Annotated in this window: 20 protein-coding genes; 8 read left to right on the top strand and 12 right to left on the bottom strand. The window is 68.9% G+C overall.

Features of this window, described 5'->3' with window-relative positions; genetic code table 11:
• The first annotated feature begins 19 nt into the window (after nt 1-19).
• Entirely contained in the window at nt 20-628 is a 609-nt protein-coding gene (locus Microterr_RS05045; RefSeq protein ID WP_263795786.1) for a GNAT family N-acetyltransferase, read from the top strand.
• On the opposite strand, the gene Microterr_RS05040 is transcribed toward Microterr_RS05045, so the two are convergent.
• Complete coding sequence (locus Microterr_RS05040; protein WP_263795789.1) at nt 573-986, bottom strand: DUF2809 domain-containing protein; 414 nt, start codon at nt 984-986, stop codon at nt 573-575. The genes Microterr_RS05045 and Microterr_RS05040 overlap by 56 nt on opposite strands.
• 131 nt (nt 987-1,117) lie before the next feature.
• On the opposite strand from Microterr_RS05040, the gene Microterr_RS05035 reads away from it, so the two are divergent.
• Nucleotides 1,118-2,605: an HNH endonuclease signature motif containing protein gene (locus Microterr_RS05035; RefSeq protein ID WP_263795790.1), complete on the top strand. Its 1,488-nt coding sequence runs from the start codon at nt 1,118-1,120 to the stop codon at nt 2,603-2,605.
• A gap of 16 nt (nt 2,606-2,621) precedes the next feature.
• On the opposite strand, the gene Microterr_RS05030 is transcribed toward Microterr_RS05035, so the two are convergent.
• The 6 genes from Microterr_RS05030 to Microterr_RS05005 all read right to left on the bottom strand — a co-directional run bounded on the left by Microterr_RS05030 (nt 2,622) and on the right by Microterr_RS05005 (nt 9,156).
• Nucleotides 2,622-3,626, bottom strand: a complete 1,005-nt coding sequence (locus tag Microterr_RS05030) for an aldo/keto reductase (RefSeq protein WP_263795791.1) — start codon at nt 3,624-3,626, stop codon at nt 2,622-2,624.
• Between the two features lie 379 nt (nt 3,627-4,005).
• Nucleotides 4,006-4,914 carry a L,D-transpeptidase gene (locus tag Microterr_RS05025; RefSeq protein WP_263795792.1) on the bottom strand — a complete coding sequence of 303 codons (909 nt, stop codon included), beginning with the start codon at nt 4,912-4,914 and terminating at the stop codon, nt 4,006-4,008.
• A 50-nt stretch (nt 4,915-4,964) separates the two neighbouring features.
• Nucleotides 4,965-6,161: a cation:proton antiporter gene (locus tag Microterr_RS05020; protein ID WP_263795793.1), complete on the bottom strand. Its 1,197-nt coding sequence runs from the start codon at nt 6,159-6,161 to the stop codon at nt 4,965-4,967.
• An 80-nt stretch (nt 6,162-6,241) separates the two neighbouring features.
• On the bottom strand, nt 6,242-7,342 hold the full coding sequence (locus tag Microterr_RS05015) for a fatty acid desaturase family protein (protein WP_263795794.1): 1,101 nt from the start codon (nt 7,340-7,342) through the stop codon (nt 6,242-6,244).
• Between the two features lie 31 nt (nt 7,343-7,373).
• Nucleotides 7,374-8,456, bottom strand: coding sequence for a sensor histidine kinase (locus Microterr_RS05010; protein ID WP_263795795.1), 1,083 nt, complete (start codon nt 8,454-8,456; stop codon nt 7,374-7,376).
• A complete protein-coding gene (locus tag Microterr_RS05005) occupies nt 8,449-9,156 on the bottom strand; it encodes a response regulator transcription factor (protein ID WP_263795796.1) in 708 nt (235 codons plus the stop codon). Before Microterr_RS05005 ends, Microterr_RS05010 begins: the two co-directional genes overlap by 8 nt.
• Nucleotides 9,157-9,242: 86 nt before the next feature.
• On the opposite strand from Microterr_RS05005, the gene Microterr_RS05000 reads away from it, so the two are divergent.
• Nucleotides 9,243-9,851: a M15 family metallopeptidase gene (locus tag Microterr_RS05000; protein ID WP_263795797.1), complete on the top strand. Its 609-nt coding sequence runs from the start codon at nt 9,243-9,245 to the stop codon at nt 9,849-9,851.
• The gene (locus Microterr_RS04995) at nt 9,848-10,414 is read left to right on the top strand and encodes a VanZ family protein (protein WP_263795798.1); all 567 of its coding nucleotides are present in this window, start codon (nt 9,848-9,850) and stop codon (nt 10,412-10,414) included. Before Microterr_RS05000 ends, Microterr_RS04995 begins: the two co-directional genes overlap by 4 nt.
• A gap of 38 nt (nt 10,415-10,452) precedes the next feature.
• On the opposite strand, the gene Microterr_RS04990 is transcribed toward Microterr_RS04995, so the two are convergent.
• The gene (locus Microterr_RS04990; RefSeq protein ID WP_263795799.1) at nt 10,453-12,375 is read right to left on the bottom strand and encodes a bifunctional diguanylate cyclase/phosphodiesterase; all 1,923 of its coding nucleotides are present in this window, start codon (nt 12,373-12,375) and stop codon (nt 10,453-10,455) included.
• Nucleotides 12,376-12,563: 188 nt separating this feature from the next.
• Here Microterr_RS04990 and Microterr_RS04985 point away from each other — a divergent pair, with 188 nt between their 5' ends.
• Together Microterr_RS04985 and Microterr_RS04980 are read left to right on the top strand one after the other, a co-directional pair.
• The gene (locus tag Microterr_RS04985; RefSeq protein ID WP_263795800.1) at nt 12,564-13,940 is read left to right on the top strand and encodes a TrkH family potassium uptake protein; all 1,377 of its coding nucleotides are present in this window, start codon (nt 12,564-12,566) and stop codon (nt 13,938-13,940) included.
• Entirely contained in the window at nt 13,933-14,631 is a 699-nt protein-coding gene (locus Microterr_RS04980) for a potassium channel family protein (RefSeq protein ID WP_263795801.1), read from the top strand. Before Microterr_RS04985 ends, Microterr_RS04980 begins: the two co-directional genes overlap by 8 nt.
• Before the next feature lie 480 nt (nt 14,632-15,111).
• Here the strand turns inward: Microterr_RS04980 and Microterr_RS04975 are convergent, their stop codons facing one another.
• Nucleotides 15,112-15,849 carry an NYN domain-containing protein gene (locus Microterr_RS04975; protein WP_263795802.1) on the bottom strand — a complete coding sequence of 246 codons (738 nt, stop codon included), beginning with the start codon at nt 15,847-15,849 and terminating at the stop codon, nt 15,112-15,114.
• Nucleotides 15,850-16,135: 286 nt separating this feature from the next.
• Between Microterr_RS04975 and Microterr_RS04970 the strand changes: the two genes are divergently transcribed.
• Nucleotides 16,136-16,834, top strand: a complete 699-nt coding sequence (locus Microterr_RS04970; protein ID WP_263795803.1) for a hypothetical protein — start codon at nt 16,136-16,138, stop codon at nt 16,832-16,834.
• Between the two features lie 215 nt (nt 16,835-17,049).
• On the opposite strand, the gene Microterr_RS04965 is transcribed toward Microterr_RS04970, so the two are convergent.
• Nucleotides 17,050-17,736 carry a hypothetical protein gene (locus Microterr_RS04965; RefSeq protein ID WP_263795804.1) on the bottom strand — a complete coding sequence of 229 codons (687 nt, stop codon included), beginning with the start codon at nt 17,734-17,736 and terminating at the stop codon, nt 17,050-17,052.
• A gap of 147 nt (nt 17,737-17,883) precedes the next feature.
• Here Microterr_RS04965 and Microterr_RS04960 point away from each other — a divergent pair, with 147 nt between their 5' ends.
• Nucleotides 17,884-18,327 carry an SRPBCC family protein gene (locus Microterr_RS04960; RefSeq protein ID WP_263795805.1) on the top strand — a complete coding sequence of 148 codons (444 nt, stop codon included), beginning with the start codon at nt 17,884-17,886 and terminating at the stop codon, nt 18,325-18,327.
• Between the two features lie 131 nt (nt 18,328-18,458).
• Here Microterr_RS04960 and Microterr_RS04955 read toward each other — a convergent pair whose 3' ends face one another.
• The gene (locus tag Microterr_RS04955) at nt 18,459-18,929 is read right to left on the bottom strand and encodes a hypothetical protein (protein WP_263795806.1); all 471 of its coding nucleotides are present in this window, start codon (nt 18,927-18,929) and stop codon (nt 18,459-18,461) included.
• A 101-nt stretch (nt 18,930-19,030) separates the two neighbouring features.
• A complete protein-coding gene (locus Microterr_RS04950) occupies nt 19,031-19,624 on the bottom strand; it encodes a hypothetical protein (RefSeq protein ID WP_263795807.1) in 594 nt (197 codons plus the stop codon).
• Nucleotides 19,625-19,679 lie beyond the last annotated feature (55 nt).

Genomic DNA, 19,679 nt, shown 5'->3' with positions numbered 1-19,679 from the left:
CGAGGGCTACTCTCTCGGCATGGGCACCGCTCCCCCGTCGTCGGACGATCTGCGCGTCGTCCCCGCGAACGAGGCGACGTGGGACGACCTGCAGGCGATCCTCACCGGCGCGGCGGGCGTCTGCCAGTGCGAGCGACAGCGCCTGGGCGACCACGACTGGTGGCACCTGCCGGTCACGGAGCGGGCCAGCATCCTCCGTTCGGAGGTCCACTGCGGCGATCCGCGTGCGAGCGAGACGATCGGCATCGTCGGGTACCTCGACGACGAGCCGGTCGCGTGGTGCGCCGTCGACCGCCGCGGCGTCTACGGGCGCCTGCGCGGCTCTCCCGTGCCGTGGAAGGAGCGCGCCGAGGACAAGGACGACCCGACCGTGTGGGCGATCGCCTGCATGATCGTGCGCAAGGGCTATCGCGGACGCGGGCTGACCTATCCCCTGGTCGCGGCCGCCGCGGAGTACGCCCGCGACCACGGTGCCGCGGCGGTCGAGGGCTACCCGATGCTCACCGGCGGCACCCAGGTCATCTGGGACGAGATGAACGTCGGCGCGGTGGGGCCGTTCCTGGCAGCCGGCTTCAGCGAGGCGTCGCACCCGACGAAGCGGCGCGTCGTGATGCGACTCGAGTTCTGACCACCGCGTCGAGAGCGGATGCTGCCCCCACCGCGACGAGATAGATCACCAGATCGCGCGGGTCGAAGACGGTGCCGAGCACGAGCATCGCGGGCGCGAACACCTCGCCCAGCCGCAGCGGGATGCCGGTGAGCTGGAACAGCTCGATGGCGAGGCACCAGGCGGCGGCGACCGCGCCCGCGACGAGCGGCGACCACCATGGCGCGATGAGCACGACGGCGAGGTAGGCGGCCACCGCGTAGAGCGCGTCGCCCGCGATGTCGGATGCGGCGTTGTCGGGCAGCGTCGCGTGCACCAGGAGGCCGGCGGCGATCACGCCGAGGAGCAGTGCGAGAGCGGTCAGGCGACGGGCGGGCATCGTGCCACGGTACCGCGTGGATGCGGTGACCGTTCCTCCCCAGACACGACATCCGGAAGGTTGTCCACAGGCTGCTTTCTGCCGCTTGATCTGGGTGTTTCAATGTCGGAGGCCCTCACCAGAATGGGGGCATGGAAGACCTCATCGCCCGACTCGGAGAGCTCGACACCGCGCTCTCCGCGCTGGTCGCCGAGGTCTTCGATTCCGACCTGCTGGGCGCGGCGACCGACCCGCAGATCCTCGCGACGATGGCCGCCGCGGCACGAGTCAGCAGGCATGCCGAGGCCCTTCTGGCCGCGGCCGCAGGGCACGTCGACGAACGCTCAGATCGGTGGCTCGATCGCGACCAGCGACTCAGCTCGCGCATGGGGTGCCGCTCGGTCGCCGAGCTGGTCGAGCGCGTCTCCCTCGTGGCACCGCAGACGGCGAACCGGTACGTGAAGGCGGGGCGCGCCGTGATCGGGCGCGTCGATGCGACCAGCGGCGAACGTCACCCGCGGTACCCGGGTCTGTACGCCGCGCTGGCAGCAGGATTCGTCGGCATCGACGGCGTACTCGCGATCTCCGGCCCGCTCGACGAGCTGGCTCCGACGGTATCGGCAGAGGCTCGGGCGGCTGCCGACGACGAGCTCGGGCGCGCCGCACGCGGCGAGGGCGCCGGGGACGCTCCTCCGGCCACGGCGGCCGATCTGCGGCAGATGGCGCTCGTCTGGGCGATGTACCTCGACCCCGACGGCTCCGAGCCGCGAGAAGACCGCGCCGAGCGCAAGCGCGGCCTCGTGTTCGGCCACGAGCGCAACGGGCTCGTGCCGTTCCACGGTCACCTGCTGACCGAGGTGGCGGCGCAGTTCCGGCTGCTCAGCGACAGCATGCTGAACCCGAAGGTCGATCCCGCGTTCACGCGCGGTCCCTGGTTCTGCGAGGATCCCGACGACGCGGCTGCCGGGTCAGAGAATACCGACGCCGACGCCGATGGCGACCCGATCGCCGAGCCCGACGCGGACTACACCGACCCTCGTACGCATCCGCAGAAGCAGCACGACGTGCTCGCGACGATCCTCGCGAAGGTGGCCGGCTCGGGCAGCGTGCCGAGCATCGGCGGCGCTCCCCCGACCCTGGTGGTCTCGGTGCGGCAGGAAGACCTCGAGAGCGGTCGCGGGCACGCCTTCCTGCAGGGCGTCGACGCACCCCAGCCGCTCGGCCTCGCCCGCCACACCGGGTGCGTCGGCGCGATCCAGCGCGTGGTCTTCGACCGGAACGACCGCATCATCTCCCTCACGACCACCGATCGCGTCTTCACCCACCATCAGCGTCGGGCAATCTACGAGCGCGACGGCGGATGCATCATCCCCGGCTGCCATGTGCCGCCCGCGTGGTGCGAGATCCACCACGTCACCGAGCACAGCAAGGGCGGACCGACCTCGACGTGCAACGGCGTCCCGCTGTGCTGGCATCATCACCGCACGTTCGAGGCGAGCGGCTGGCAGATCCGGATGAACCACGGCGTGCCCGAGATCCGCGGACCGGTCTGGTGGGATCCCCTCCAGCGGTGGCGATGCGTCACGGCCTCGCCGACGCGGCTGGTCACCCGGCACGAGCGCGCGCACGCGGGCGCGTGAGCGGACTACCCCAGGGTCACCACTGCGGGTGGATCGTCGCCCGGAGCCGGGAGTCGTACACCTCGCGCACCGCCGCGTCGAACGCCTCGACGTCGAATGCACCGGCGGTCGCCGGGTCGAGCAGGGCAGCGGCCGCCGCGTTCGACTCCGCCTGCGCCACGGTGCGTGCACCGGGGATCACCGAGGTCACCCCGATCCGCGACGCCACCCAGGCGAGCGATGCCGCCGGCAGCGACACTCCTGCGGGGAGCGCAGCGGCGAGGGCGGCGACAGCATCCAGTCCGGTCTCGAAGTCGACGCCCGAGAACGTCTCGCCCTTGTCGAATGCTTCGCCGTGCCGGTTGTAGCTGCGGTGGTCGTCGGCCGAGAAAGTCGTCGACGTCGTGTACTTGCCGCTCAGCAGCCCCGACGCGAGCGGCACACGGGCGAAGATCGACACCCCCGCGTCGGCGGCGGCGGGCAGCACCTCGTCGAGCGGCTTCAGCCGGAACGGGTTCAGGATGATCTGCACGTTCGTCACGTGCGGCCGCGCGATGGCGGCGAGCGCCTGCGCGGTCGTCTCGACCGACACGCCGTAGGCGGCGATCGTCCCGTCGGCGACCAGCGCGTCCAGTGCGTCGTACGTGGCATCCGCCTCGATCACCGCGGTGGGCGGGCAGTGCAGCTGCACAAGGTCGAGAGTGTCGACCCCGAGATTCCGGCGCGAACGGTCGGTCCAGGCGCGGAAGTTCTCGGGCGAGTAGTTCTCAGGCTCCTGAGCGAGACGACGGCCCATCTTGGTGGCCACGGTGATCCCGTGACCGGGCCGCTCCGCGAGGAAGCCGCCGATGATCGACTCGCTGCGACCGTCGCCGTACACGTCCGCCGTATCGAAGAGGGTGACGCCCTGATCGACGGATGCTGCCAGCACCGCCCGCGCATCGTCCTCGCTGACGGCGCCCCAATCGGCGCCGAGCTGCCAGGTGCCGAGTCCGATGGCGGAGACCTGCCGGCCGGTACGCCCGAGTTCACGCGTGTACATGGAACCGCTCCCTTGAGGTGACTTGAATCCCAAGCTTGTCACGGTATTGTGTTCCTACGACACGCCGATTCATTCGGTGAAATACATGCGCCGGCCCGCGATGACCGGTACGTTCTGAATAAGACCACCCCGGAGGCTTCGGCCGAAGGGAAGGTGACGCGAAATTCCCCCCGGTATCGAGCGACACCGCCTAGACCGTCGAACCGACGGCTGGCACGGCCCTGCGCCGATGACGGCCCTCGACCCGACACAAGAAGCACCGGATCCCCACCTGTGGGGCAACCGAACCAGTCACACAGGTCCGGTGTTGGCACTGCTTGCAGTGCTTAGGTGCGCCGCTGTCCAACCCCCCGGACAGCGGCGCACCCCCTTTCCCGCCTCAGTCGCGGATGATCACGGGGGTTCCCAGCGGCAGCTTCGCCAGCGCCGTGATGGCGTCGACGTCGACGCGCAGACAGCCGTTCGAGATGTTGCCCGACCGGGCATCGTGGTAATGGAACGCCGTCACGGCGACGCTCGCCCCGCCGAAGCCGTCGAGCGTCGGGGACTGCACCCCGAGATAGACGATCGGGTGGCCGCGGGTGTACGAGTACTGCGGCACCACGGCCGCTTTCATGATGAACGTGCGGCCGACCGGCGTGGGCGTCTGATCCGTGCCCCAGCCGAAGTCATCGGCGATCCGGTCACGATCGCCGGAGCGCACGATGTCGATGGTCCGCTTCGAGATGCTCACCTCGACGACGGGGTCGATGGTGCCGAACTCGACATCCGCCACGCGCAGCCAGCCGGTGACCTGGGAGGGATCCCCCTTCGAGGGCACGGCCTTGCGCCCGGGCAGCAGCACCCGCACCCAGTGCGTCTGCCGCTCGATCACGGGCACCGTGTTGCCGCCGTGGACGTACTCCCTCAGCAGCGCGCCGACGGGCTCGCCCTCCGGGTCGGCGAAGACTGGCGCACTCTCCTCGCGCGGGGTGACCACCGTGCCGGTGAACGCACCGTACGGATCGTCATCGACCTCCAGTGCGGGATTCACGGCGAACACGGTGATCGCGGGCAGCGTGGCGCCCTCGTACTCGGCGGTGTTCGCCGCGTAGCCAGCGGGGGTGCGGGTCGGTGAGGGGGTGACGCTCGGCGTCGGCGTCAGCGTCTGCCTCGGCGTAGCCGTCGAGGACGGCGATGCGGCCGGCTGTTCGGCAGGGCGCAGCATCCACGCCGCCGCGAGCACCGCCACGACGACGGCGGATGCGGCGATCAGCGCGACGCGAACGCCACGACGAGGGTGGGCCATGACCCTTTTGTAGCACTTCGGCCTGAACGTCGGTCCCGTGCGGGCTCCCGTCACGCCCCGTCGTCGCGCAGCTGGGCCGGGGCCTTGGTCGAGTCGCCGCGCAGCGTCATCGCGATCAGCGGGAACAGGAGCACCGACAGCATCCCGGCCCCGACGAGCACGGCAGCCTGCGCGCTCGTCATCATCTGCTCGTCGACGCCGATCGAGGTGACCGCGACGATGATCGGCAGGCCCGTCGCCCCCATCAGCATCACCGCGGCCCGCTCGCGCGCGCCGGCCCCGACGGGCGCGGCGAGCACCGACGGACCTCCGCGCACCGCGAGCAGCACGATGAGCGCCGCGACGACGAGCGCGAGCAGCAGGGGGTCCGCGAGCAGTGCGGCCAGGTCGAAGGTGACACCTGTGTAGATGAAGAAGATCGGCACGAGGAACCCGAAGGCGACGCCCTCGATCTTGCTCTCCACGGCGTGACGGTCGTGCTCGGTGGCGTCGCGCATGATGAGGCGCCACACGATGCCGGCGGTGAAGGCGCCGAGGAGCATGTCGATGCCCATCACCAGGCTGAGGAACACGAGGGACGCCACGATCGCGAAGACGACGCGGATCGCGAACTGGCCGGAGGTGTGCAGGGTCGAGTTGACGAACTCATGCAGGCGCCCCTGCGGCATGCGGAGCGCGAGCATGATGGCGGCGACGGCGATGACGGCGAAGAGCAGCAGTACGACCGTCGCGGCGCCCGGCGACCGCCCGCCGAGCAGGATCGAGATCGCGATCAGCGGTCCGAACTCCCCGACGGCGCCGAGCGCCATCACCGACCGGCCGAATGGCGTGGAGAGCTCGTTCGCGTCGCGCATGATCGGCAGCAGCGTGCCGAGCGCCGTCGACGACAGCGCGATGCCGATGACGACCGCGCCGATGCCCGGCGCGATGATCCAGCCCAGTGCGGTGCCCGCGCAGAAGCTGACGACCCAGCCGAACCACGCCCGCCGACCGGTGCGTCCGCGCAGCGCGGACGCCTCGATCTCGGTCCCGGCTACGAAGAACAGGAGCGCCAGACCGAACTCCGAGAGCACGTCGATGAACTCGGTCGGCGCGACGATGGCGAGCACGCTCGGGCCGACGAGGATGCCGAGCAGCAGCTCGAACACGACGATCGGGATGCGCACCCATCGCCCCACGAGTCGCCCCAGCAGCGGCGCTGCGACGGCGAGCAGCGGGATCACGAACAGGCTGACGTCGAGGTCCACCCGCCCAGGCTAGGCGCAGCCGCCCCGCTGAACCGGGAGGCGAGGCCCCGGCCGGTTGACTCGTCCGCCGCCAGCCGGCCTCAGACGGCCGCGGTGAGGTGGCTGCGCTGGTCGACGAGCGGGCAGCTGAACACGTCCCGCTCGCCCAGTCCGACGCGGTTGATGTAGCGCGTGACGATCACGTACGAGGCGAACAGCCGCGTCTGGGTGTACGGCACACCGTGCTCACGGCAGTAGGCCGCGATCAGCGGCGCGGCCCGCCGCAGATGGGGCCGCGGCATCGAGGGGAACAGGTGGTGCTCGATCTGGTAGTTCAGTCCGCCCATCGCCGCGTCGAGGAAGCGGGAGCCCTGGATGTTGCGGCTCATCGCGACCTGCCGGCGCAGGAAGTCGAGGGTGACGTCGCGCGGCACCACCGGCATGCCCTTGTGGTTCGGGGCGAAGGAGATGCCCATGTAGAACCCGAACAGCCCGAGCTGAACGGCGAGGAAGACGAAGGCGATCCCGGGCGAGAGCACGAGGAACACGAGCGTGAGGAATCCCCCGATGCGCACCGCCATGAACCCGATCTCCACCCATCGCCGGTCGAGATGGCCGGGCGTCGCCACGCGGCGGATGCCGGAGGCGTGCAGCGAGACGCCTTCGAACAGCAGGATCGGGAAGAAGAACAGGCCTTGATGCGCACGGAGCCACGCGCTCACCCGATTGCGCTGGATGAGCGCGGACTCGGGTGTCACGGCGATGACCGGCAGCTCGATGTCGGGATCCGAGCCGAGCTTGTTCGGGTTGGCGTGGTGCCGGGTGTGCTTGTGCTGCCACCAGCCGTAGCTCATCCCGACGAGCAGGTCGCCCAGGATGAGGCTGATCCAGTCGTTCCACCGGCCCGACACGAAGATCTGCCGGTGCGCGGCGTCATGCCCGAGGAAGGCGATCTGCGTGAACACGATGGCGAGGACGGCCGCGGTGAACAGCTGCCACCATGTGTCGCCGATGATCACGAACCCGACGATGCAGCCGGCGAGGACGAGCGGGGCGGCGATGAGTTTGGTCCAGTAGTACCCGTAGCGGCGACGCAGGAGCCCGCTGCCGCGGATGATCTGGGCCAGTTCGGTGAACTCGCTGGGGGACTGCCGATTCTGTGGGCGACCACGGCCAGGGGTCGTCGAGCGTACGGTGCTCATGTCTGGAAGCTACGCCCCGAGTCTGTACGCCTCACAGGTTGGCGGCGGGCAGCCTCACCTCGGCGATCAGCCCGCCGGTCGCGCGCGGTGTGAGGGTGAGGATCCCGTCGTGCGCGCGTGTGATGCTCTGCACGATGGCGAGCCCGAGGCCGACTCCGGTGTCGTGCGTGCGGATGCGTTCGGCACCGCGCTGGAACGGCTCCGTGAGGGTGGCGACCTGGGCCGGCGAGAGGATGCTGCCGGTGTTCTCGACGCGCAGCACCGCCGCCCCCGGCTCTACAGCGGTGCTCACCTGCACCGTGCCGGTGTGGGGCTGGTTGTGCACGATTGCGTTGTGCACGAGGTTCGTCGTGAGCTGCAGCAGCAGCGCGGATGAGCCGAAAGTCGGGGCGACCTCGCCGCTCGTGTCGATGCTCACCCCGCGCTGCTCGGCGAGGGGAAGGAGGGTCTCGGTGGCCTCCTCGACCAGCAGCGACAGGTCCACCGCTTCGCGATGGAAGGAGCGCTGATCGCTGCGGCTGAGCAGCAGCAGAGCCTCGGTCAGCTCGATCGCCCTGGCGTTGACGATCCGGAGGCGCTCGACGAGCTCTTCGGGGTCGCGCTCGGGGTCGCTGCGGGCGACGTCGAGCAGGGTCTGGGTGATCGCGAGCGGCGTCCGCAGCTCGTGCGACGCGTTCGCCGCGAACCGCTGCTGCTCGGCCACATGCGCCTCGAGCTGCGCGAGCATCGCGTCGAAGCTGTCGGCGAGCTCACGGAACTCGTCAGCCCTGCCCTCCAGCGCGATCCGGTGCGAGAGCGAACCCTCCGCGGCGCGGCGGGTGGCGGCGGTGATCCGGTCCAGGGGCACCAGCATCCGTCCGGCGAGGAACCAGCCGCCCACGAGACCGAAGACCAGCAGGAACAGCAACGCCCACGCCGCACGCGGCGCGAAGGCGCGGATGAGGTCGTCGCGACCAGGCACGAACCCGCCGATCGTCTGCGTCGCCTCCGTCGGCACGTAGCGCAGCAGGAAGGCCCACACCACAGCGAGAAGCAGGAGGCTCGCGAGCATCAGGAAGCCGGCGTAGCTGAGGGTGAGTTTCAACCGGACGCTCGGGCCGGGCTCCCTAGCCACGATCGTCTGACCCCTGCGCCTCGCCGGGCCGGCTGGCCTCGCCGATGTCGATCCGGTAGCCGACACCAGGCACCGTCGCGATCAGCCAGGGCTCCCCCAGGCGTTTGCGCAGCGCGGACACGGTGATGCGGACGGCGTTCGTGAAGGGGTCGGCGTTCTCATCCCACGCCCGTTCGAGCAGCTCTTCCGCGCTGACGACGCCGCCCTCGGCCGCGACGAGGACTTCGAGCACGGCGAACTGCTTGCGGGTGAGCGCGACGTAGCGGTCGTCCCGGTACACCTCGCGGCGAAACGGGTCCAGGCGCAGACCGGCGAGCTCGCGAACCGGCGGTCGGCTGTGCGCCCGCCGCCGGTCGAGGGCGCGGAGCCGGAGCACCAGCTCGCGCAGCTCGAACGGCTTGGTGAGGTAGTCGTCGGCGCCGAGGCCGAAGCCGGTGGCCTTGTCGTCGAGCCGGTCCGCCGCGGTGAGCATGAGGATCGGCATGCCGCTGCCGGAGGCGACGATGCGCTGCGCGACCTCATCGCCGGACGGGCCGGGGATGTCACGGTCGAGCACGGCGATGTCGTACGAGTTGATGCTCAGCAGCTCCAGCGCGAGGTCGCCGTCGCCCGCGATGTCGGCCGCGATCGCCTCGAGGCGCAGCCCATCGCGGATCGCCTCCGCCATGAAGGGCTCGTCCTCGACCACCAGCACGCGCATGACTCGATCGTAGGAGTCCGGGCATATCGTCGGCCTATCGAAAACTGCATACGGTCTCGCAACACGCGCGCGTGTGGAGTGGGAGCATGTCGTCGACCGTCTCCCCCGCACCCCGCGCCCGCCGCGTGGGCGCTGTCGTACTCGTCCTCACGCTCGTCACGGCGGCCACCGCGGTGACGCTGGCCGTCCTCAACGCCCCGCGGTCCGCGGCCACCTCCGAGCTGACGGCCACCCCTCCCCTGCTCGGCGCCGACGGCGACGTGCCGGATGGGGTGACGGTCTTCGACGACGAGTACGCAGCCGTGGCCCGGCTCGACCCGGAACTGCTCGCCGCGCTGCGGGCGGCAGCATCCGATGCGTCAGCGGACGGCATCACGTTCACCGTGAACAGCGGATGGCGGTCGCCGGAGTATCAGAATGAGCTGCTGAGCGAAGCGGTGGCGGAGTACGGGTCGGAGGCCGAGGCGGCACGGTGGGTGGCGACCGCTGACACCTCGCCGCACGTGCAGGGGGATGCTGTCGACATCGGCGGGTGGGATGCGGCGGCCTGGCTGTCCGAGCGCGGCGCCCGCTACGGGCTCTGCCAGATCTACGGCAACGAGTCGTGGCACTTCGAGCTGCGCCCCGCCGCGGTCGACAGCGGATGCCCTGAGATGTACCCGGATCCCACGTACGACCCGAGGATGCGGCGATGACCGGCGTGAGCGCGCCTCTCCGCACGGACGGCGGCCTCCGGAGCCGCCTGGCCGGACTGTTCGGCGTCTACCTCGTGCTGCTCGCGTGGCTCGTGCTGTGGAAGCTCGACATCCCGTGGGTCGGCGGCGTGGATCGGGTGATCAAGCTCGTGCCGTTCGTCGCCGGCAACGGCCTCGGATCCAGCGCGCCGTCGGAGGTCCTCGCGAACCTGGTGCTGTTCCTGCCGTTCGGCGTCCACCTCGGACTTCTCGCGCCGTCGTGGCGGTGGTGGCGTGTGCTGGCGACCGCGGCCGGGGCGAGCCTCGCTCTCGAAGTCACGCAGTATGTGCTGGCCGTCGGCAGCTCCGACATCACCGACGTGATCATGAACTCCGCGGGCGGGCTGCTCGGATTCGGCGCGCTCACGCTGATCCGACGGCGGCTGCGCGGGAAGACCGCGGCCGTCATGTCGGTCGCCTGCGCGATCGGGACCGTCCTCGCGGTCCTCGCCGTCGCGTGGTTCCTGGCGATGCCTCTGCACTATGGGCCACCGCCCGGTGGGATCGCGCCGCCGCGGGGATGACCTGGTGCGGGGCATCGCCACGTGTCGGGCGCGTCGCGTCAGGCCGAGACCCGATTCCGGCCGGCTCGCTTGGCGCGGTACATCGCCGCATCCGCCGCCTCGATGAGGTCTGGTCCCGGCGCGCCGGACTCCGTCATCACCACACCGCACGACGCCGTCACGGTCAGCGACGCCCGACCGGTGACGATCGGGGCCGCGATGGCCTCCACCATCCGCTCGGCGATCCCGTGGACATCGTCTCCGGCAGCGACGTCGAGCAGGACGACGAACTCGTCGCCCCCGAGACGCACCACCGCATCGGTCTCGCGGGAGTGCGCGACCAGGCGGTGCGCCACCTCGCGGATCACCGCGTCTCCCGTGTCATGGCCGTGCACGTCGTTGACGCTCTTGAAGTCGTCCAGGTCGATGAACAGCAAGGCCAGCCGATGCTCCTCGGCGGCACGGAGGCGCTCGACCAGGTAGCGCCGATTGTGCAGCCCTGTGAGGGCGTCCCGCATCGCGAGACGGGCGAGCTGGGCCTCTGCGCGACGCTTCAGGGCGACCTCGAGCTCATGCGCGAGCTCGCCGGCCTCCTGCACGACCGTCCCCCACGGCTCGGAGCGACCTCGCACCGTCTGCTTCCATGAGCTGAAGGACGTGCGGGGCGAGAGCCGGTCCGGGCGATTGGTCTGCCCCGGATCGCCGAGCCAGGAGATCTCGCGCGAGACCTCGCCGCGGAAGAACATCAGCACGTCGTCCGTGCCGTTCAGCGGCACGACGAGGAGGCCGGCGACCTCGGGTAGGACGCTCGCAAGGTCCGGCCGGTCTGCCTCGAGGCATTCGGACGCGAGAGGGGCACCCTCGAGCACGGCGAGCGCGCGGGTCACCCCGTCGAGCGGAGGCGTTCGGCCGAGGGCATGCGAGGTGCCGCCGATGCGGACGAGCACGCCGTCGGCCGGAATGAGCCCGAGCACCGTCTCGGACCCGCCGAGCAGGGTGGTGTGGATGTCGTCGGAGGCGTAGAGAGGTGCGAGCAGCGCGGTCCGGCGCTCCCGGGCGGCGATCACGTGCTCGAGGCGGGCGACCTCCCGCATGTGCGTGAGCTGCATCGTGATCTGGGCGGCGAGCACCTCCAGAGACCTGCGCAGCAGCACCGGGAGGCGCCGCTCCGTGCGATGCGCGCACGTGATCATGCCCACCAGCCGTCCGTCTTCGACGAGCGACAGGGAGAACGTCGACGCCTGCCCCATGTTGCGCATGTACTGCAGGTGATACGGCGACACGCTGCGCAGCTCCGCGTGGGAGAGGTCGACGGCGCGCGGATCTCCTGACACCGAGAGCAGGGGGATGCCGGCGGCCTGCGTGCTGGCGATCGCCCGCCCGATCTTCGAGATGTACAGCTCGCGCGCCTGCGGAGGGATGTCGGATGACGGGAAGTGCAGGCCCAGGAACGGTTCGAGCTCGTCGTCCCGGTCGTCGGCGACCACCTCGCCGTGACCGTCCTCATGGAAGTGGTAGATCATCACGCGATCGAAGCCCACGATCCGGCGGATCTCGGCCGCCGCGCTCGCGCGCAGTTCCGGGATGGTGCCGATCGCCGACAGCCGGCCGAGCGCAGAGACGACCGCGGTGCGGGCGTACTCCGCTCCCGTCGGCACGGTCTCCAGCTCGACCATCGTGAGCCCGCCTGTGGCGTGCACGATCGCGTCGGCGGGTGCGCCGCCCCAGCTCACCCGGACGGGGTCGACGGCCGTGCCGGTGCGCACGGCATCCGCCAGCGCCGGGTTCCCGATGTCGGCGAACGGGCGGCCGAGCCACTCCCGCGCATCCTCACTCACCACCGCGATCACCTGGGTGGCGGTATCGACGGCGAGCAGCGTGCCGTGACGCTGGATCATGCCCGGCGTGCGGATCGGCTCCTTCGCGCAATCCGCGAGTCGCCGGACCTCGTCCGGATCGATGGCGAGTTCCGCCGGGTCCACAGGCGTCTCCGTCTGCCGACGGTGGAAGGGGCTGCGCCGGCTCGCTCAGGCTATCCCAGCCGACGTCGGGCGGCGCTGACCGCGCGGTGAAACGACGGATCCCCGCTGGGGCTTCTCGGTCTCACCGCGGATTTCTCCGTGCCGTCGCGCCGACCGTGTCCGCGATGGTGCCGCGGTACAGTGTGCCGATGAGGCTGCGGCGTGCGCCCTGGGCCGCGGGCAACCGGCCTGTCCGGGTACGGACTGGGCTGCGACCCGCCCAGGCCGTCGTCGTCGGATTCGGTCTCGCCGTGGCGATCGGCACGGGGTTGCTGATGCTCCCGATCGCGGCGACGGGTCCCGGTGGCGCATCGTTCGTCCAGGCGCTGTTCACGTCGACCAGCGCGGTGTGCGTGACGGGGCTGACAGTGGTCGACACGGAGACGTTCTGGACGCCGTTCGGCCAGGCGGTGATCATGCTGCTGATCCAGGTCGGCGGTCTGGGGATCATGATCTTCGCCGCGCTGATCGGTCTCGTGCTGGCGCGGAAGTTCTCGGTGCGCTCCAGGTTGAACACCGCCGCCGAGGCCAAGACCGTCGGGCTCGATGATGTCCGCGGCATCGTCCGCGGGATCGTGCTGACGGCACTCGCGCTCGAGGCGGCGACGTTCGTGTTCCTGTTCGTGAGGTTTCTCACCGGGTACGGCTATCCCCCGGGTCGAGCCGCGTGGTACGCCACCTTCCACGCGGTGTCCTCGTTCAACAACGCGGGATTCGCGCTGTACAGCGACAACCTCATCGGCTTCGTCGACGATCCGTTCATCTGCCTGCCGATCGCGGCGGCGATCATCCTGGGCGGGCTGGGATTCCCCGTCCTGCTCCAACTGCGGAAGGAACTCCCCCGACCTCTCCACTGGTCGATGAACACAAAGCTGGTGCTGTCCGCCACCGTGCTGCTCCTGATCGTGGGGACCGCCTACATCACCCTCCTCGAATGGGACAATCCCGCCACGTTCGGCCGGCTGGATCCGTGGGCACGAGTGCTGGCCGGGTTCTTCCACTCGGTGCAGACCCGCACGGCAGGGTTCAACTCAGTCGACATCGGGGCGATGCACGGCGAGACGTGGCTGGGCATGGACGTGCTGATGTTCATCGGCGGCGGCCCGGCCGGCACCGCCGGCGGCATCAAGGTGACCACCTTCGCCGTGCTCTTCTTCGTCATGGTGACCGAGCTGCGCGGCGAGGCGGCAGTGAACATCTTCGGCAAGCGCCTCCCCCGCGACGTGCATCGTCAAGCGATCACCGTGGTCATCATCGCCATCGCTGCGATCATCACCGCGACGGGGCTGCTGATGGTGCTCTCCGGAGAGAGCCTGGACCGTACCCTGTTCGAATCGGTCTCCGCCTTCGCCACGGTGGGTCTGTCGACCGGAATCACGCCCGAGCTGTCCGCCCCAGCCCAGCTGGTGCTGGTGGTGCTGATGTTCCTGGGCCGGCTCGGCCCGCTCACCCTGGGTTCCGCCATCGCGCTCCGCGACCACCGGATCTTGTACGAGTACCCGAAAGAAAGGCCCGCCATTGGCTAAGTTCTCGCTGAGTTCCGCCGGCGTCTCCCGCCGCATCGCAGAAGCGGACTCCGTCGCCGTGATCGGTCTGGGTCGCTTCGGCAGCGCTCTGGCCCTGGAGCTGATGGACTACGGCACCGAGGTCCTCGGAATCGACCTCGACGAGGACCTCGTGCAGACCCTCAACGGTCGGCTCACGCAGGTCGTCCGCGGCGACTCCACTCGAGCCGAGGTGCTCACCCAGCTCGCCGTCAACGAGTTCGACCGGGTCGTCGTCGGCATCGGCGGCGACATCTCCGCATCGATACTCACCTGCTCGGTCCTGCTCACGATGGACATCCCGGTGATCTGGGCGAAAGCGGTTGACGATCGACACGGGCTGATCCTGGAGCAGCTCGGCGTGCACCATGTCATCTATCCGGAGGAGGACATGGGCCGCCGCGTCGCGCATCTGGTCCGCGGCGCCGCGCTGGACTACATCGAAGTGGCCCCGGGTTACGCGCTCGTGAAGGCTCCGGCCCCCACAACGGTCCTGGGAACGCCGCTCGGCGATACCCAGATCCGCCGCCGCTACGGCGTCACCATCGCGGCATTCCAGCACTCCGACCAGGCATGGACGAACGCGGACAACTCCACCGTCCTCGAGAGTGGCGACACCATCCTCATCGTCGGCCGCACCAAGGATGCAGAGGCGTTCGCGCAGCTCCGCTGAAACGACGAATGCCCGGGGAGGCTTATCAGGGTCGACGAGTCTTCGGCCGCTCGTTCCCACGTTTGTAGTTGCCTGTGACTCGCGCCATCACGTGCTGCGGGTCATCGCGCTGAACATCGTCGAGGAACTTGGCCGCCGCCGACTTTCGCAATGTTGCCGCCACCCGACCGTGATGGCGTATCTCCACGTGTTCGCCGCGCACGGTGAACTCGAACCCATTGGGTGAACCTGCCATAGCTTCGAGCATGCCCGACGGCCGTGCGCGGCACGCGGTAACCGGCACGGTCAGGGACCGGCAATTGACGCGCGTCGCATGTTCGTGGGTGCGTACCGGCCCGATGCCGCTCACCCGGGCGCGGGGCCGCGGTGATGCGTGCCTGGCAGTTGAGCTTCGTCTCCGGCAGGAGCGGACGGGACTCGAACCCGCAACTCTTCAACAGTCGGCTGCGGACACACGAGGATAGAAGCGGATCGCGATGGCTACTTCGCGCGCGGTGTGAGCTTGACCCGCACACCGCCGCCGGGACGGGGTCCGACCTCGAAGAGTCCGATCTCGCGCACGAGGTCGGAGAGTTTCGCGTATCCCCAGTTGCGTGAGTCGAAGTCTGGTCGCTGCTTACGCACGAGCGAGCCGACCGCGGCGAGGTCGGCCCATCCGTCGTCGAGGGACGCGCCGCCGATCGCGGCACGCAGCGAGCTGACCAGGGGACCGTCGATGCGGAGCTGCGCCGACGGGATGCGCGACTTCAGAGCGGCGGTGTCGGTGTCCGCCGTCGACGGCTCAGCGAGCACATCGAGATAAGTGAATCGATCGCAGGCGTTGCGGAACGCCTCGGGCGTCTTCCGTTCCCCGAACCCGTAGACGGTGACGCCGTCTTCCCGGATGCGGGACGCGAGGCGGGTGAAGTCGCTGTCGCTAGAGACGATGCAGAAAGCCTGGAACCGCCCGGTGTACAGCAGGTCCATCGCGTCGATGATGAGGGCGCTGTCGGTGGCGTTCTTGCCGGCGGTGTTCGCGAACTGCTGCATGGGTTGAATGACGTGCTCACTCGCCGCCGTCTTCCAGCTGGCCAGCTGCGGTTTCGTCCAGTCGCCGTACACCCGCTTGACGGACGCTGTCCCGTACTGGGCGACCTCAGTCATCACGGCGCCGATGCGTGCGGGAGAGACGTTGTCCGCGTCGATGAGGACGGCGACGAGGTCGTTCTGCTGAGCCACAGAGACAGCATGACAGGGACGTCGGCGTTCCTCCCGCGCTCACACTGATCATGGGCCCTTCCGGCCCGGGTCCTCCCGCCTGTCGCTGAGCACAGAAGTCCGGTGTCGGCACATCGCGCTGGCTTTTCTCGGCAACAGCTCGTCAGGACTCGATGGAAGTAGCGCGCTGATCGCGCAGCGTTACCGGGCGCGATCTCCGATGAGCCGCCTCCTCATCGAGTGAGGCGAGCTGTCCGCTAGTATCAGCGCAATCGCGCACGCGGCGGCAGCATCCCCCTGGAGCATCGTGAGAAGAACCACCATCCCCGCGCTGGCGTCGGCGCTCGCGCTCGTCGCGGCGCTCGGCGTCTCGGCCCCTGCGGCTGCGGCGTCGGCCGAGCCCGCGTACCCGAACGTCATCGCCCGGGAGAAGGTGGATGTCGACGGTGACGGGGTCAAGGACGCGGTCACCGTGACCCAGCCCAAGCGTCTGAGGTACACGATCGAGGTGAAGACGGCGGCCGGCGAGCGCTCCTCCGTGACCGTGCGGGGGAACGTCTACGAGCGGTACCGCGTCAGCCCGGTCAAGTGGGCAGCGAAGATGGATGGGGTGAAGGGGTACGAGCTCATCGTCGAACTCTTCGAGCGGGCCACCATCGTCAGGTACTACGTGCTGACGTGGCGTGACGGCGAGCTCGTCAAGCAGATGGCACCCCACCCGCGGCCGGAGTGGGACAAATACCTGTGGAGGGTCGGCGGGGCCCTTACGGATTCCTTCCCCGTCACCCGCGGCTACAAGTTCTACACCTCGAACGACAACATCTACATCGTGAGCTACAAGGCGGTCAAGAACGGGGACGCCTACGGCCTGGTCACAGCGAAGTCTTCCTGGTCGTCCGCCCGCAACGAATGGGTGAGGTACTGGGTGATGGATTCGGACATCTCGAAGGCACAGGCCGACAGGCATCCCCAAATCTTCGAGGGCGCCAAGATCAAGCTGGGCTGACCCTGCACAGGTTCGTTCGGCCCCGGAGCGTGAAACCCCGGGTCAGTCCTTCCCGCGACTGCCACAGGTCCACCCGCGTCGGGCATCAGGGCCCCGTTGAACGCGGAGCCCGACATGCTCGCGGACCCACTTTCGGGTGGCCGTTGAACGACCGAGTTACGGTCGCGCAAGCACTGACGACGCATGCGGCGGCAGATGCCCAATGTGTGGAGCGGCTAGCTGGGCGGTTCGCAGTCGGCGAGGGAGCCTTGCTGGAACCAGATGGTGTTCCATTCCGCGGGTGACTTCGTCGCTGATACGCCGTTCACAGACACCGACACATCGGGGATGTTCAGCCCGCCTGCGCTGCACTGTTCGTAACGCGCGCCACCGTGGTAGTCGATCAGGGCCTCAAGAAGCTGGTCTTCCCCGGCGGCGACGTGCACCGGCGAAAACATGGTGAAGGTGACCCCGCCAACCTCGTCGAAGCTGGCGGTCTGCCCGTTGGGGTTCACCATGAGCGGCTCCACCCCCAGCGCGTTGTCGTCGCCCATCATCGCCAGGGTGACCGAGTCGACACTGATCGTGGACCCGCTGTTGTTGAGCACGTGCACCCGCAGTCGGCACTGCATCCCCGGGGTCAACACGACCACCGGCTCGTAGAACTCCGCATCCGACCAGGTGGCTATCTGACCCACTTCCGCACCATCGCAGACCAACGGCCGCGAGTCATATGTGATGGCCACGCCCGACAGCGCCACCTGAGAGCTGATCCACCACGCGCTCGCCGCCCCCACGACCGCCAGCACAACCCCGAGCACAACCCATCCCCGTCCCCGACGTCGACGCGAACGAGACCCGGCAGCGGGCTCGGCCGGTTCTTCGGGAGCATGAGGGTCGGACGACTCGACAGTCGCGGTCATGCGCCGATACTGGCAGAAACAGGGCCCACCCGCGCACCGCCCCATTGCACCCGTCCCCGGCGGTTCACGCCGGGCTCGGTTGGGTCGCGTCGAGCGACCGAGCTGCGGACGGCCAGAACGCCGGCCGACAGCGCGCAGAATGAGAGCATGCCGTCAACATTCGTCATCGTGACCGACGCCGATGTGAGCGCGCGGAAGCTGTTTGAGATCTCTCTCGACATCGATGCGCACGTGTCGTCGATGCACCAATCCGGCGAGCGGGCGATCGCGGGCACGACCTCCGGCACGATCGGTCTGGGTGAGACCGTGACCTGGCGCGCACGTCACTTCGGCATCTGGTTCTCGATGACGTCGAAGATCACCGCACTCGAGAGCCCTACCCGGTTCGTCGACCAGCAGGTGCGCGGGCCGTTCAAGGCGTTCGTGCACGAGCATAGGTTCGAGTCCGTGGCGGATGGATGCCGGATGACCGACACCATCACCGTCGGATCTCCCATCTTCGGGCGGCTTGCGGAGCGCGCAGTCCTCGTGCCCTACTTGCGGCGCTTGATCACCAAGCGCAACCATCACCTGCTTGCAGAGATCGCGTGAAGCGCCCGCTCCACGACGGCCAGAGGGCAGACGTTGCAGCGGAAACCAACTAGCAGCGGAAACCAGCTAACTGTCGCGTAGGCGACCGGTCCTTGCGCGTGGTCGGCGTCGGGGATCAGTGAGTTGGCGGGTCACACGGCCGGCACGGTGGTCGTCCGCCGTTCGAGCCGTCGGGTCAGCACGTAGGCAGCGGCGAGGGGGATGATGCCGCCGACGGCGAAGGAGATGTCGATGAGCTGCCAGCCGAGCGGGAGCCCACGGACCCATCCGGCGATCAGCGCGAGGGGAACGATGCCAGCGCACGCGAGCATGCCCCACTGAAGTACCCAGACGTTGCGCACCGGGTCCTGCAGTGGGCCGATGAACGCGAGGGCGATGAGCAGATGCGCGAACGCGAGCCAGTCCGTCCCGTACGCGATGAACGGGTATGCGGCGTACGTGGCATCCAGCCCGTGCGACACACGGTCCACCCACTCGGCGAGACCAGGGAGAGCGTCAGCGAAACCGACCCCGTGGAGCGTTGCCGCGGCGAGTTCGAGTTCCTGCTGCAACGGGAATGCGGTGATGCCGCTCACGACCAGCCCGACCATGAGCACGGCCACCCACACTCGAATCCATCGGAGAGTCTTTGCGTTCGCCGCTGCCTTCATGAGTCCCTCATTCGCGGTCCGTGGCCGGGATCCCACCTCCGTGGCCGGGTGAGTCACCAGTTGGCATCCTTGTGCGTGACGACGTAGGCGCCATCGCTGTTGCGATCGAACTCGACGTAGACATCGCCGTACCCGATGTAGGTCTTCGACGGATTGTCGGGTACCGGCCAGAGGTAGGACTTTCCGTGGAGAAGCCCGTCACCGAAGTTGTAATGGGTATCGAAAGAGAGGCTCCCGGCCGACCCGATGATGTCTCGCACCTTGTCGACGGACTGGCCCCGCTTGATCTTCGAAAACTCGCTCTTGGTGGCTGGGTTCTGCGACTGGTTGGCCCAATGAGTCCAGACCGCTACCCAGGACTCGACGCGGAAGACGCCGCCGCGATCCTTGGCGTAGAAGACATCCACGGCGTAGTCCTTGTCGCCGTACGCGATCCGGTACTGCTTCCAGATGGAGCGCCCATCGTGTTTGCGCGTCTGACCGCCGGTGCCGAACAGATCGGAAATCGCGGTCCGGGTCATGCCGGACTTCACCCTGGCGAACTCGGTCTTCGTGACGTACGGCGTGTTCGTTGCGGCAGTGGCCGTGAGCGCCGGGGTGACGGCCAGCGACAGGCCCATCGCAGCGGCAACCAGCGCCTTTGCCATCTTGCTCATTCTTCGGTGATCGTCTCTTCCACGTGTTGTCGTTCCGGACACGCCA

It is taken from the genome of Microbacterium terricola, from assembly GCF_027943945.1.
In the GTDB taxonomy this organism is placed as follows: domain Bacteria; phylum Actinomycetota; class Actinomycetes; order Actinomycetales; family Microbacteriaceae; genus Microbacterium; species Microbacterium terricola.
This window is presented reverse-complemented; position numbering and strand designations above follow the sequence as displayed.

Bases quoted from the DNA above. Each gene is read 5' to 3' on its own strand.
- Microterr_RS05045 (WP_263795786.1), top strand. From the start codon at position 20: ATGGGCACCGCTCCCCCGTCGTCGGACGATCTGCGCGTCGTCCCCGCG.
- Microterr_RS05040 (WP_263795789.1), bottom strand. From the start codon at position 986: ATGCCCGCCCGTCGCCTGACCGCTCTCGCACTGCTCCTCGGCGTGATC.
- Microterr_RS05035 (WP_263795790.1), top strand. From the start codon at position 1,118: ATGGAAGACCTCATCGCCCGACTCGGAGAGCTCGACACCGCGCTCTCC.
- Microterr_RS05030 (WP_263795791.1), bottom strand. From the start codon at position 3,626: ATGTACACGCGTGAACTCGGGCGTACCGGCCGGCAGGTCTCCGCCATC.
- Microterr_RS05025 (WP_263795792.1), bottom strand. From the start codon at position 4,914: ATGGCCCACCCTCGTCGTGGCGTTCGCGTCGCGCTGATCGCCGCATCC.
- Microterr_RS05015 (WP_263795794.1), bottom strand. From the start codon at position 7,342: ATGAGCACCGTACGCTCGACGACCCCTGGCCGTGGTCGCCCACAGAAT.
- Microterr_RS05005 (WP_263795796.1), bottom strand. From the start codon at position 9,156: ATGCGCGTGCTGGTGGTCGAGGACGAGCCCTTCATGGCGGAGGCGATC.
- Microterr_RS05000 (WP_263795797.1), top strand. From the start codon at position 9,243: ATGTCGTCGACCGTCTCCCCCGCACCCCGCGCCCGCCGCGTGGGCGCT.
- Microterr_RS04995 (WP_263795798.1), top strand. From the start codon at position 9,848: ATGACCGGCGTGAGCGCGCCTCTCCGCACGGACGGCGGCCTCCGGAGC.
- Microterr_RS04985 (WP_263795800.1), top strand. From the start codon at position 12,564: ATGAGGCTGCGGCGTGCGCCCTGGGCCGCGGGCAACCGGCCTGTCCGG.
- Microterr_RS04965 (WP_263795804.1), bottom strand. From the start codon at position 17,736: ATGACCGCGACTGTCGAGTCGTCCGACCCTCATGCTCCCGAAGAACCG.
- Microterr_RS04960 (WP_263795805.1), top strand. From the start codon at position 17,884: ATGCCGTCAACATTCGTCATCGTGACCGACGCCGATGTGAGCGCGCGG.
- Microterr_RS04950 (WP_263795807.1), bottom strand. From the start codon at position 19,624: ATGGCAAAGGCGCTGGTTGCCGCTGCGATGGGCCTGTCGCTGGCCGTC.